12 protein-coding genes are annotated in these 12,325 nt (G+C 73.2%); 6 read left to right on the top strand and 6 right to left on the bottom strand.

Features of this window, described 5'->3' with window-relative positions; all coding sequences use genetic code 11:
- Nucleotides 1-78: 78 nt before the first annotated feature.
- Nucleotides 79-1,893, top strand: coding sequence for a BNR-4 repeat-containing protein (locus MF672_RS08480; RefSeq protein WP_242375495.1), 1,815 nt, complete (start codon nucleotides 79-81; stop codon nucleotides 1,891-1,893).
- A gap of 50 nt (nucleotides 1,894-1,943) precedes the next feature.
- On the opposite strand, the gene MF672_RS08485 is transcribed toward MF672_RS08480, so the two are convergent.
- Nucleotides 1,944-2,657 (bottom strand): hypothetical protein, encoded by a 714-nt coding sequence (locus MF672_RS08485; RefSeq protein WP_242375496.1) that lies wholly within the window; start codon nucleotides 2,655-2,657, stop codon nucleotides 1,944-1,946.
- A gap of 136 nt (nucleotides 2,658-2,793) precedes the next feature.
- Here MF672_RS08485 and MF672_RS08490 point away from each other — a divergent pair, with 136 nt between their 5' ends.
- From MF672_RS08490 to MF672_RS08505, 4 genes are all read left to right on the top strand, one after another.
- Nucleotides 2,794-4,167, top strand: coding sequence for an ATP-binding protein (locus MF672_RS08490; RefSeq protein ID WP_242375497.1), 1,374 nt, complete (start codon nucleotides 2,794-2,796; stop codon nucleotides 4,165-4,167).
- Nucleotides 4,164-5,378, top strand: coding sequence for a tetratricopeptide repeat protein (locus MF672_RS08495; RefSeq protein ID WP_242375498.1), 1,215 nt, complete (start codon nucleotides 4,164-4,166; stop codon nucleotides 5,376-5,378). Before MF672_RS08490 ends, MF672_RS08495 begins: the two co-directional genes overlap by 4 nt.
- A 113-nt stretch (nucleotides 5,379-5,491) precedes the next feature.
- A complete protein-coding gene (locus MF672_RS08500; protein ID WP_242375499.1) occupies nucleotides 5,492-7,057 on the top strand; it encodes a cellulase family glycosylhydrolase in 1,566 nt (521 codons plus the stop codon).
- 118 nt (nucleotides 7,058-7,175) lie between these two features.
- Nucleotides 7,176-7,829: a GntR family transcriptional regulator gene (locus tag MF672_RS08505; protein WP_242375500.1), complete on the top strand. Its 654-nt coding sequence runs from the start codon at nucleotides 7,176-7,178 to the stop codon at nucleotides 7,827-7,829.
- Here MF672_RS08505 and MF672_RS08510 read toward each other — a convergent pair.
- The 5 genes from MF672_RS08510 to MF672_RS08530 are packed head-to-tail and all read right to left on the bottom strand — an operon-like array spanning nucleotide 7,801 to nucleotide 11,714.
- On the bottom strand, nucleotides 7,801-8,691 hold the full coding sequence (locus MF672_RS08510) for a DMT family transporter (RefSeq protein ID WP_242375501.1): 891 nt from the start codon (nucleotides 8,689-8,691) through the stop codon (nucleotides 7,801-7,803). The genes MF672_RS08505 and MF672_RS08510 overlap by 29 nt on opposite strands.
- Nucleotides 8,688-9,473 carry an amino acid ABC transporter ATP-binding protein gene (locus tag MF672_RS08515; RefSeq protein WP_242375502.1) on the bottom strand — a complete coding sequence of 262 codons (786 nt, stop codon included), beginning with the start codon at nucleotides 9,471-9,473 and terminating at the stop codon, nucleotides 8,688-8,690. The genes MF672_RS08510 and MF672_RS08515 overlap by 4 nt, the downstream gene beginning before the upstream one ends.
- Before the next feature lie 5 nt (nucleotides 9,474-9,478).
- Nucleotides 9,479-10,324, bottom strand: coding sequence for an amino acid ABC transporter permease (locus MF672_RS08520; RefSeq protein ID WP_242375503.1), 846 nt, complete (start codon nucleotides 10,322-10,324; stop codon nucleotides 9,479-9,481).
- Nucleotides 10,311-11,180: a transporter substrate-binding domain-containing protein gene (locus MF672_RS08525; RefSeq protein WP_242375504.1), complete on the bottom strand. Its 870-nt coding sequence runs from the start codon at nucleotides 11,178-11,180 to the stop codon at nucleotides 10,311-10,313. The genes MF672_RS08520 and MF672_RS08525 overlap by 14 nt, the downstream gene beginning before the upstream one ends.
- A gap of 36 nt (nucleotides 11,181-11,216) precedes the next feature.
- On the bottom strand, nucleotides 11,217-11,714 hold the full coding sequence (locus MF672_RS08530; protein ID WP_242375505.1) for a gamma-glutamylcyclotransferase family protein: 498 nt from the start codon (nucleotides 11,712-11,714) through the stop codon (nucleotides 11,217-11,219).
- A gap of 91 nt (nucleotides 11,715-11,805) precedes the next feature.
- Here MF672_RS08530 and MF672_RS08535 point away from each other — a divergent pair, with 91 nt between their 5' ends.
- Nucleotides 11,806-12,261: a VOC family protein gene (locus MF672_RS08535; RefSeq protein ID WP_242375506.1), complete on the top strand. Its 456-nt coding sequence runs from the start codon at nucleotides 11,806-11,808 to the stop codon at nucleotides 12,259-12,261.
- The last annotated feature ends 64 nt before the right edge of the window (nucleotides 12,262-12,325 follow it).

Below are 12,325 nucleotides of genomic sequence, written 5' to 3' on the forward strand. Positions count from 1 at the left end.
GGGGGAACGGCAATTCCCCGGTGGTCCGCCGGGCGGCCTCCGACACCCCGTGCCCATCACGACAGAGGTGGTCCTGCCATGTTCCCACGAAAGCTCTTACCGGCCGCGCTGCTGGCCGCCCTGACCCTCCTGCCCGCCGTTCCGGCGTCCGCCACGCCCGCCGGGCCGGCGATCGAGCGGCTGCCCGTCACCGTCGACTCCTCCAACCAGGCCGGCTGGTGGCGGCCCGTCGACACCTTCGGCGGCGTCACGTACTTCGCCTTCGACGCGCCCGCGCCGGTCGAGGGCCGGCACGAGGTGCACCTCGCCTCGCGGGGCCCGGACGGCGCCTGGCGGACCGGGTGCCTGCCCGACGCGGCCGGCGGCTGCGTCACGTACGTGGACGACGTCGGCCACAACCAGCCGTCCATCGTCGTGGACGGCGACGGCCGCATCCACGCCTTCGTCTCCATGCACAACAACGCCTGGCGCTACTACCGCAGCGCCAGGCCGGGCGACGTGACCTCGATGGCCGAGGCCGCCGCGCAGCTCCCCGACCGCGACCTGAGCTTCACCTACCCGGTGACCGTCCGGGGCGCGGACGGGGACGCCTACGTGCTGGCCCGCGCCGACCAGGACGCCCAGCGCGTCCGCGGCGGCCGGCTCTACCGCTTCGACACCGCCACCGGCGCCTGGAGCCGCGCCGCCGTCCTGGGCGCCGCACCCGGCCACTCCTTCTACCCCGACGACCTCCAGGTGGACGCGGCCGGCCGGGTGCACGTGCTGTGGGAGTGGGCGGCGTGGCCGGCCAGCGCCTTCCGGCACCTCGGCTCGTACGCGGTCTACGACCCCGCCGACGGCTCGCTCAAGGACGTCACGGGCGCCCCGCTCACCCAGCCGGTCTCCCCCGGAGCCGGCGCGCCGGTGGTCTACCAGCCCTTCGAGGGCGACGAGACGATCACCTCCAGCGACCGGGCCGTGCAGTCGGCCAAGCTCGCGGTGACCGGCGACCGCCTGGTCGGCATCGCCTACCGCTACCTGCGGGAGAAGTCCGGCAATTCGAACTTCTCCGGCTTCGACGTCCGCTACGCGACCTGGACCGGCACGGAATGGCGGCGCGAGACCGTCGTCTCCCGCGACGACCACCCCGTGGACAACTCGGCCACGATCGGCGTCACCCACGCCGGGCCGAGCACCCGGATCTACTTCGTGGCCGAGGCGAACGGCTGTCTCGGCAGCCGCAGCCAGGTGGTCAAGGCCGAGCGGGCGGACGCCGGCGGGTGGGCGTTCAGCGCGGTCGGCGACGTGCGGCAGGGCTTGCAGCGGCTCCGCGCGATCCGCGGCGCGGACGGCACCGACCTGCTCTACGTCACCGCGCCGCTGGCGGGCGCGCTCTGGCGGGTGACGGTCCCGCGGACCGGCGTGCCGGGACAGGGCGAGCCGTTCGCGGCGGTCGCCGCCCGGCTGACCGCCGCCTCGTCCGGCGGCGGCGTGAACGCCGCGCTCGGCGCGACGGTGACCGTCTCGTCGGTGCTGCGGGCCGGCGCGGAGGGCGGCAAGGCCGTGGACGGCCTGTGCACCGACGACAGCCGGTGGATCTCCGCCGACGGCGACACCGCGCCGACGATCACCGTCGACCTCGGCCGGCAGGTGACGGTGGGCGAGGTCCGGGTGTGGTCCGGGTACTCCAGGGCCCCGGTCCCCGGCACGGACGTGCTGCGTGACTTCGCGGTGGAGGCGCGCACGGCGGACGGCTGGACCCGGCTCGGCGCGGTGACCGGCAACACGGCGGGCGTGGTCCGCGTCCCGGGCGGCGCGGCCGTCGCCGACCAGGTCCGCCTCCTCATCACGGACCCGTCCGGCAACACGCTGGACGTGGCCCGCGTGTACGAGATCGAGGTGATCACCGGCTGACCGGGATGCCCGCTGTGCGCTTCCACCCCCCGCTGCCCGCCCGTCCCCGCTCAACCGGCCAGGCCGAGGGCGAACGCGACCGGCACGAACGCCGCCGTGAGCGCCACCGCCCACCAGCGGGGGGCCGGGCCGGCGCGCAGCACCGCGACGCCCAGCGGCACCAGGGCGGCGGCGAGCCCGGCCAGCGCCACCAGCGCGACCGGGTCGCTGCTGCCCTTCAGCACGCCGAGCGGCAGGGCGGCGGCCAGGCCGAGCGCCACGCACCGCGCCACGCCGAGCGGCCCAGGGCCGAACGCCCGGGCGAGGTGCGCGCCGATCGCCAGCACCACCCAGCCGCCCATGATGCACACGTCGGTCGCCTTGAACACGTGGAAGGCGCCGTAGGACGCGGCGACCGCGCGCTGCGCGGCCGGCAGGCCGAGGACGTCCACGAGCTGGAAGGCCAGGTGGCTCACGCCGGCGTGGAAGACCCGGCCGAACAGGCCCAGCACCGCCAGCGTGCCGCCCCACGCGGCCCAGCCGGGACGCCGGGCGGCGATCAGCCGGGCCAGGCCGGTCACCGCCGGCCACAGGAGCACCGCGCCGGCCGCGTACAGGGCGTAGGACAGCGCCATCCGCCCCGGGGCGGCGGCGTAGGCGGCGAGCTGGCCGGGGAAGAAGTCGTCCGCGCCGGCGCGGACCAGCACCCCAGCGAGCAGGAGCAGCGGCCCGAGCACGAGGCCGGTTCCCTCGACCCAGCGGCCGGGGACAGAGGTGATCGTCATGTCCTCGATCCAACCGGGCGGCCGGGGCCGGGGCACGGGCGCTGTCACGAGGGTTGCACTCCACCCAGCACTACCCCGCCCGGCGTTTCGATAGCCTGCGTAGTCCCGTACGAATGCGACAGAAGGGACCGGGCTCGTGCTCGACGACGCCGGCCTCCAGGCGCTCCGGGAGGCGGCGCGCCTGTCCCCGGACAACCTCCCGCTGCGGCGGCACCTCGGCGAGCAACTGCTCGCCAAGGGGTATCTCGCCGAGGCCGAGGCGGAGCTGCGCGCCGCCCTCGTGCTCGCGCCCCGCGACCCGGACGTGACGGCGGGGCTGGCGGAGGCGTTCGTCCGGCAGAGCGCGTACGGCGAGGCGCTCACGGCGCTGGAGCCGTTCCTGGCGGCGCCCGGCTACCCGCCGCGCATGGGCGTGCTCGCGGCGCGGGCGCTGCTCGGCGAGGGCGACTTCGGGCGGGCCGCCTACCGCTACTACGAGGCCGTCTCCCGCGACCCGTCGGTGGCCGACCCGGACATCGCCGGCGCCCTCACCCTCCCCGCCGCCGGCCCGCCGTCCCCCGTCCCCGCCGCCGCCCCGCCCACCGCGCCTGCCCCCGCCGCCGGGCCGGCCCCCGCCCCCGGACCCGCTGACGGGGCGGAGGTGGAGCGGGCGCGGACGACGTTCGCCGACGTCGCCGGCATGGACGCCGTCAAGGAGTCCCTGCGCGTCAAGCTCCTCCTCCCCCTCCAGCAGCCCGAGCTGTTCGCCGCCTTCGGCAAGCGCGCCGGCGGCGGCGTCCTGCTGTACGGCCCGCCGGGCGCGGGCAAGACGCACCTGGCCAGGGCGGCGGCCGGCGAGCTGGGCGCGGCGTTCGTCAGCGTCGGCCTGGCCGACATTCTGGACATGTACATCGGTTCCAGCGAGCGCAACCTGCGCGCCACGTTCGACCTGGCCCGCCGCAACCGCCCGTGCGTGTTGTTCTTCGACGAGGTGGACGCCCTGGCCGCCCGCCGCTCCGACGCCCGCCACACGCACAACCGGCAGATCGTCAACCAGTTCCTGGCCGAGCTGGACGGCGTGGACCAGGACGCCAACGAGGGCGTGCTCGTCCTGGCCGCCACGAACGCTCCCTGGTACATCGACGTGGCCTTCCGCCGCCCCGGCCGGTTCGACCAGCTCGTGTTCGTGCCGCCGCCCGACCTGGCCGCCCGCGCCGCCATCCTGCGCATCCTGTGCCGCGACAAGCCGCTGGCCGAGATGGACTTCGACGCGGTGGCGCGGGCCACCGAGCACATGGTGGGCGCGGACCTCAAGGGCGTCGTGGACCGGGCGGTGGAGGCCAAGCTGCACGAGTCGATCAAGGCCGGCCGCCCGGTGCCGCTGACGACCATGGACCTGCTGGCCGCCGCCAAGGCCGCCCGTCCCACCGCCGTGCGGGAGTGGATGGCCACGGCGCGCAACTACGTCCTGCACGCCAACGAGTCCGGCGCGTGGGACGACCTCATGCCCTGGGTCAAGGGCAAGTGGTGAGGACCGGCGAGTCGCTGGAACGGGCGCGGACGCTGCTGCGGCTGTCCCGCCCGGCGGACGCCGAACGGGAGCTGCGCGGCGTGCTGGCCACCGAGCCCGAGCAGGAGATGGCGCACTGCCTGCTGGCCCTCGCCCTGATCAGCCAGGGCAGGGCGGAGGAGGCCGCCGAGGAGGCGCGCGAGGCGGTCCGGCTGGCCCCGGAGCACTGGTACCCGCACTACGTCGCGGGCCAGGTGCACCTCCGTTCGGGCCGGCCGGACGAGGCGGTGCGGGCGGCGGAGGCGGCGCTCGCGCACGCGCCCGAGGAGAGCGCGGGGTGGGAGCTGCTGGCCCGCGCCCACGCGGGGGCGGCCCGCTGGCGCCCGATGGCGGAGGCGGCGCGCGGCGGGCTGGCCGTCGATCCGGAGAACGCCGACCTGGCCGCGCTGGCCTCGACGGCGCACACCGGGCTCGGCGAGACCGGGCTGGCCAGGCAGGCGGCCGGGTACGCGCTCCGGCTCGACCCGGAGAGCGCGAACGCGCACCTGGCGAGCGGCCGGGCGGCGCTCGCGGCCGGCGAGCCGAGGGCGGCGGCCGAGCACTTCCGCGAGGTGCTGCGCCTCGACCCCGGCTTCGACCCGGCGAGGGAGCTGCTGGTGGCGGCGCTGAAGCAGCGCAACCCGCTCCAGCGCCGCCTGTCGCGGCTGCGGCAGGGCTACCGGGGCGGCTGGCGGCTGCTGTTCCTGCTGCCCGTGGCCCCGCCGCTGATCGCGGTGTTCGCGCTGATCGCGCTGCTGCACTGGCTGGCCTGGGTCGGGGAGGCGGTGACGGTGCTGCGGCTGGCCCGCGCCAGGGCCACCCGGCTGCTGTTCGAGGGGGCCGAGGCGCGGATCGCGGTGGCCTGCTGCGCGTTGCTCGCCGCCGGGGTGGCGGTGCTCGCGCTCGGCGCGGCGCTCGGCTCGCCCGCGCTCGCCGTCACGGGCGCGACGGTCATGGCCCTGGTCACGCCGGTGCAGGAGGCCGCGCACACCGGCTCGCCGAACGGCCGCGCCACCCTGTACCTGTGGGCCGGGCTGCTGGCGGTGGCGGCCGTCGTGGGGGCGGTGTCGGGACTGCCGCCGGTGGTGCTGCTGACCCTGTACGCCGCGCTCGGCACGATCTGGATCGCCGCCTGGGTGCGCCGCGCGACAGCACCTCGGGCGGCGTCTCGGGCGGCGTCTCGGGCGGGCTGAAAGTTTCACGCGTTCCCGCAGGTCAGAGCCCCTGGAAGCACCGCCCGCATTGACGGCCCGCGAGGCGCTGGCGAGCATGGCGCCGCGTTCTCCCTCCTCGAAAGGGCACCCCCATGCACTTGTCCAAGGCGGTGACGTCCGCCCTGGCCGCGCTCGTCGCGGGCGCGGCCGTGACGGTCGCGCTGACCACGGCGGCCCCGGCGGGTGCGGCCGCCGGCACGGGCACCGGCTACCTCCACACGAACGGCAACAAGATCGTCGACAGCACGGGCGCGACCGTCCGGCTGACCGGCATCAACTGGTTCGGCATGGAGACCGACAACAAGACCTTCCACGGCCTGTGGTCCAGCAACCCGTGGAAGAGCCAGCTCGACCTGATGGCCCGGCTCGGCTACAACACGCTGCGCGTGCCGTACTCGAACGACGCGCTCAAGCCGGGCGCGACGGCCACCGGCATCAACGACTACGTCAACCCGGACCTCATCGGCCTGTCGCCGCTGCAGATCCTGGACAAGATCGTGGACTACGCGGGCACGAAGGGCATGCGGATCATCCTCGACCGCCACCGCCCGACCGCCGCCGGCCAGTCGGCCCTCTGGTACGTCTCCGCCACCCCCGAGAGCACCTGGATCAACGACTGGAAGGCGCTCGCCCAGCACTACGCGAACAACCCGACGGTCATCGGCGCGGACCTGCACAACGAGCCGCACGCGGAGGGCACCAACCCGAACGCCACCGGCTCCTGCTGGGGCTGCGGCGACCAGGCGCGCGACTGGCGGCTCGCCGCCGAGCGGGCGGGGAACGCGGTCCTGTCGGTCAACCCCAACTGGCTGATCTTCGTCGAGGGCGTGAGCTGCCCGAGCGGCGGCCAGCCCAACGTGTGGGACGGCGACCCGAGCAACGACGAGGACTGCGGCTGGTGGGGCGGCAACCTGTCGAAGGCGGGCCAGTACCCGGTGCGGCTCAACGTGGCCAACCGCCTGGTCTACTCCCCCCACGAGTACGCCACGTCGGTCTACCACCAGACCTGGTTCGACGACCCGACCTACCCGGCCAACATGCCGGCGATCTGGGACAAGTACTGGGGCTACCTCTACAAGCAGAACATCGCCCCGATCATGATGGGCGAGTTCGGCACCACGCTGGCCTCGAACGTGGACAAGATCTGGCTCCAGGAGCTGATGAAGTACACCGGCACCGGGGTCAACGGGATGTCGTTCACGTACTGGTCGTGGAACCCGAACTCGGGTGACACGGGCGGCATACTCAACGACGACTGGACCACGGTCAACCAGGCCAAGCAGGACATCCTGCAGCCGTACCTGATCCCGCCGGTCGGCGGCAGCGGCCCGACGCCCACCAGCACGATGACGGTCACCCCGCCCGGCCAGTGCACGGTCGCCTACCGGCAGGTGAACGCGTGGCAGGGCGGCTTCCAGGGCGAGGTGACGGTGAAGAACACCGGGTCCTCGGCGATCAGCAACTGGAGCGCCACCTGGACGTTCCCGTCCGGCGTGACGCTGGTGAACGGCTGGAACGCGGTCGTGACGCAGTCCGGCACGACGTGGACCGCGAAGGGACCGGACTACGCGAGGAGCCTGGCCCCCGGGGCGTCGGTGGCGATCGGCTTCACCGCCAACGGCCCGGCGAGCACGCCGCAGAACCCGGCCTGCTCCTGACGGGGCCGCCGGGTCGCGGACGGACACGCGCTCCCGCCCGCGACCCGGCGGCACCGCCTCCCAGCCCTGTGTACACTTCTGTATACAAGGGCTGACGACGAGGAGCACCATGGCCGGAATGCCGGAGCGTAAGGGCCGCCGCACCGCGGAGTTCATGGCGGACGTCGTGCACGAGCGGTTGCGCGAGGCCATCCTGGCGGCGGAGTTCCGCCCCAACCACCGGCTGGTGGAGGAGGAGCTCGCCGACTGGCTCCAGGTGAGCCGCACCCCGGTGCGCGAGGCGCTGCTGCGGCTGCGCCAGGAGGGCCTGGTCGTCCAGCGCAAGGGGTGGTTCGTGCGCGACCACGCCCCCGAGGAGATCCTGGAGATCATCGAGGCGCGGGCCGGGGTGGAGGCGCACGCGGCGTACCTGGCGGCCGGGCGGCTCGACGGCGAGAGGCTGGCCCGGCTGGAGGAGCTGATCGAGCAGATGGAGGTGCCCGGCCTCCCCCGCCCCAAGCTCAACGAGCTGAACAACGAGTTCCACGAGATCATCACCGAGGGCGCGGGCAACGCGCTGATCGCCCAGTTCTACCGGCGCACCAAGGTCAACTACTGGAACTTCAACCAGCCGGTCGTCTTCACCCCGGCCGACGACGACATCGTCAACGCCCAGCACCGCGAGCTGGCCGCCGCCATCGCCGCCAAGGACGGCGAGAGCGCCGCCCGCATCGCCCGCGAGCACGTCGGCAACACCACACGGATCATCCGCGCCGCGCTCGGCCTGGGCTGAGCCGGGCCGCCCCGAAGACCAGCAGCCCGGCGAGGATCACGCCGAGCGCCGCCCACTGCCGCCCGCTCATGGCCTCGTCCAGCACCAGCCCGCCGAGCAGCAGCCCGACGAACGGCTGCAGGTAGGTGTTGACCGAGGCCGCGGTGGACCCCCAGCGCAGGATGAACCGGAAGTACAGCAGGTAGGCGGCCGCCGAGGCGAGCAGTCCCAGCTCCAGCAGCGCCAGCGCCGGCACCGGCCGCACCTCCCCCACCTCCAGGTGTCCGGTGAGGGCGGTGACCGGCAGCAGGCAGAGGACGGCGGCGGCGATCTGGCCGAAGGCGATCACCGCCGGGTCCAGGTGCGGCAGCCGGCGGCGGGTGTAGACGTTCCCCGACGCGAACAGCGCCGAGCTCGCCACCACCGCCAGCGGCCAGCCCCACAGCTCGACCCCGCCGCCGGCCAGCAGCACCATGCCGGCGAACGCCGTGCCGATCCCGGCCAGCCGCCCCACGGTGAACCGCTCGGCCCGCAGCCCGAGGCTCGCGATGAGGAACACGAACACCGGCGTCGTGGCCGACAGCACCACGGCCGTGGACGAGGTGACGTGCTCCTGCGCCAGCGTGAGCAGCGTGAACGGCAGCGCCATGTTGCCCGCGCCGAGCACCAGCAGGTGCCCGAGCGTCCGCCGCTCGCGCGGCACGGACAGCCCGCGCGCCCGCACCACGACGCCGAGCACCGCCGCCGCGACCGCCATCCGCACCAGCACCACCATGTACGGGTTGAAGGAGCGCAGGGCGAGCGCGGTGAAGAAGAAGCTCGCCCCCCAGATCGACGTCATGGCCGCGTAGAGCGCGTGGTCGCGCGCCGTGCCGCGGATCACGCCGGGGCGCTCCTGCTGGACATCCGCGCGAGGAACGCCCTGGTCCGCTCGTGCTCCGGCGACGTGAGCACCCGCTCGGCGGGTCCCTGCTCGACGACGCCGCCGTCCACCATGAAGACGACGCGGTCGGCGATGTCCTCGACGAGCGGGATGTCGTGCGTGGCCATGAGCATCGTGCACCGCTGGCCGGCCAGGTCCCTGATCACCCCGGCCACCTCCACGCGCAGCTCGGGGTCGAGGGCGCTGGTCGGCTCGTCGAGCAGGATCATGCTCGGGTCCATGGCGAGGGCGCGGGCGATCGCGACGCGCTGCTGCTGGCCGCCGGAGAGCTGGCGCGGGTAGTGGTGCTCGCGTCCGGCGAGGCCCATGCGCTCCAGCAGCTCGGCGGCCTGCCGGGCGGCCTCGGCCTTCGGCGTGCCGAGGACCTGGCGGGGGCCGTAGGCGACGTTCTGCAGCGCGGTCATGTGCCGGAACAGGTTGAAGTGCTGGAAGACCATGCCGATGCGGGCCCGCTGCCGGCTGGCCTCGCGCTCGGGCAACGGCTCCAGGAAGCCGCCGGCCTCGCGGTAGCCGACCAGCTCGCCGTCCACCTCGATCCGGCCGGAGTCGATGACCTCCAGGTTGTTGACGCAGCGCAGGAAGGTGGACTTGCCCGCCCCGGACGGGCCGATCAGCGCGACGATCTCGCCGTCGCGCACCTCGGCCGAGACGTCCCTCAGCACCGGCGTGGCCCCGAAGGACTTGAACACGTGCCGGGAGCGCATCTTGACCGCTCGTTCCATCACGCTCACCTCGCAGGGAACTTGCGCTCGAGGACGTGCTGCCCGACCGTGATCAGCGCGGTCAGCAGCAGGTACCAGAAGGCGGCGACGAGCAGCAGTTCGAGATACTTGAAGTTGGTGTAGTAGACGCGGCTGACCGACAGCAGGATCTCCGAGTAGCCGATGGCGTACGCCAGCGACGTGTTCTTGATCATCAGGATGTACTGGTTGCCGACCGCCGGCATGACGATCCGGAAGGCCTGGGCCAGCACGATCTGCCGGGTGATCTTCCCGCCGGGCACGCCGAGCGCCCGGGCCGCGTCGCGCTGGCCCTGGTCCACGCCCTGGATGCCGCTGCGGATGACCTCCGCCATGTACGCGCTCTCGGCCAGCGTCAGCGCGAACAGCCCCGCCATGAACGGCGTGAAGAACTGGCTGGCCGGCTGGTCCTGCACGAGCACGACGTCGGTGAACGGGACCGACAGGCTGACCCGCCCGATCACCCGCGGCACCGCGTAGAACCAGATGAGCAGCTGCACCAGCATCGGCGTGCCGCGGAAGACGAACACGAACGCGGCCGCCGCCCACCTCAGCACCGCGTTGTCGCTGATGCGCAGCAGCGCGACGCCGGTGCCGAGCACGATGGCGAGGGCCGTGCTGAGCGTGGCGAGGGAGAGCGTCCCCCAGACCGCCTGGAGGATCTGCGGCCCGATCAGGTAGCGCCCGACCGTGGCCAGGTCGAACACGCCCGAGCGCAGGAACGGCCAGACGATCAGCGGGACGGCCGCGACGACGGCGCAGGCCTGGAGGATCTGCCCCCAGGGCCTGGGCCGCCGCACCGGGAAGTAGACCGGGCTGTCAGGGCTTGCCATCGAGCTGTCCGTTGTAGGCCGGCTTCTCCAGCCCGCCGACGTTCAGGTTCCACTTGGCGAGGATCTTGTCGTAGGCGCCGTCCCGCATCATCGCCGCCAGCGTGTCGTAGACGGCGTCGCGCAGCCCCGGGTCGCCGCCCTTGCCGAACGTGAAGTTGATCAGGTAGTCGACCAGGTGGTAGTCCGTGGTGGCGAACTGGTCAGGGTTCTGCTTGACGATGTACTGCGCCTGCGCCAGGTCCGGCGTGTACGCCTCGATGCGCTCCGACAGCAGCCCTTGGAGGCCGAGCGGCGTCGAGGTGTAGTGCTCGACCTGGATCGGGCCGCCGGAGCAGGAGGCGTTGGCCTGCTCCACGGCCTTCTCCAGGGTGGTCGAGCCCTCCAGCATGCCGAGCTTGTGGCCGCAGACGGCCTTGGCGTCGGGGTACTTGCCGGCGTCGGCCTTGCGGACCAGGAACGTGGCGCCCGACCGGTAGTAGCCGATCATGTCCACCTGCTGGAGGCGTTCGGGGTTGGGGCTCATGCCGCCCGAGCCCATGTCGAACTGCCCGGCCTGCAGGCCGGTGATGATGGCCGAGTAGTCGGTCTGCACCCACTGGGTCTTCAGGCCGAGCCGGCGGGCGATCTCGGCCACGATCTCGACGCCGAAGCCCTGGAGGTCCTGCGAGCCCTCGGCGCGGAACTCGCCGGGGATGTACGACTGCTGCGAGCCGATCATCAGGACGCCCTGCTGGACGGTCTGCACCGCGCCGCCGGACGCCGTGGCCGTGGCGCTCCCGCCGCCGCCTCCTGAGCAGGCGGCCAGCAGCACCGCGACGGCGGTCGCCACGGCCGGGAAGAACAGCCTTCCTGACATGCGAATCTCCCTGTCGGTGTCGGGGGGCGGCCGCGGCTAGCGGGAGTCGGCGGAGCGGCCCGGCTTGCCGGCGGGCACGGGACGGTCGAAGTCGGGGCACTCGGCGGCGTCGTCGAAGGTCTGCTGGACCTCGGCCCGGTAGTCGGCGGGGAAGTTCTGCTCGGCGAGGCCGGCGGGCACGCGCTCCCAGTAGAAGCGCGGCGGGCGCATGCGGATGCCGGGCTGCGACAGCACGTAGGTGAAGCAGTCGTAGTGGTTGCCGTCCTCGCCCCGGACGGTCAGGAAGACGATGTCGAAGTCGTCGAACTCGTCCTTCAGGTGCGCGTCGTCGACCTCGAAGACGATGCCCTGGGCGGCCTTGCCGTACGTGCCGGTGTCGGCCAGGTGGCACCACCCGCGGTCGGTGCGGTCGCCCGCCGCGCGGAACTGGATCTGCCGGTTGACCGCCGTCGCCTTGGTCACCGCGACCGCCTCGGGCAGGTATTTCCGCAGCTCGGACTCCAGCAGGTAGGTGCAGTAGCCGAAGTAGTACATGGAGGCTCCAGGGGGAACATTTTTGTATGTGTTACCGTGCACCAATCTGTATACAGCCATTCCCGGCATCACGTCCAGACAGGGAGAACTTGTGATTTCGCTCTTCAGGAGCCTGCACCACGTGTGCGTCGTCGTCGCGGACCTGGACCAGGCCGTGGCGTACTACGAGAGCCTCGGCGTCGGCCCCTGGTACGACTACCCGAAGGGCGGGCCGTACGAGACGTACGAGGTGCCGAACCCGGTGGCCTCGGCCGCCATGCGCTACAAGTGCGCCGACCTCGACAACGTGCAGCTCCAGCTCTGCCAGCCGCCCGCCGGGCTGGACTCCCCGCAGCGGCGCTTCCTGGAGGAGTGCGGCGAGGGCGTCTACCACCTGGGCTTCGAGTCGCCCGACCTCGGCGCCGCCGAGGAGCGGGCGCGGACGCTCGGCGTGGACGTCCTCGCCCGCGGCCGGCGCGCGGACGGCTCCGGGTTCTGCTACTTCGACACCCGCGCCCGCGCCGGCGTGACCCTGGAGATCCGCAGGACCCAGCACGACGCGGGTTGACCCGGCCTGAACGGTAGTGGATAACGGTATTCCGACAGGGGGAGTAAACCTGCACTGTTACGGA

The sequence above is a fragment of the Actinomadura luzonensis genome (assembly GCF_022664455.2).
Classification (GTDB): domain Bacteria; phylum Actinomycetota; class Actinomycetes; order Streptosporangiales; family Streptosporangiaceae; genus Nonomuraea; species Nonomuraea luzonensis.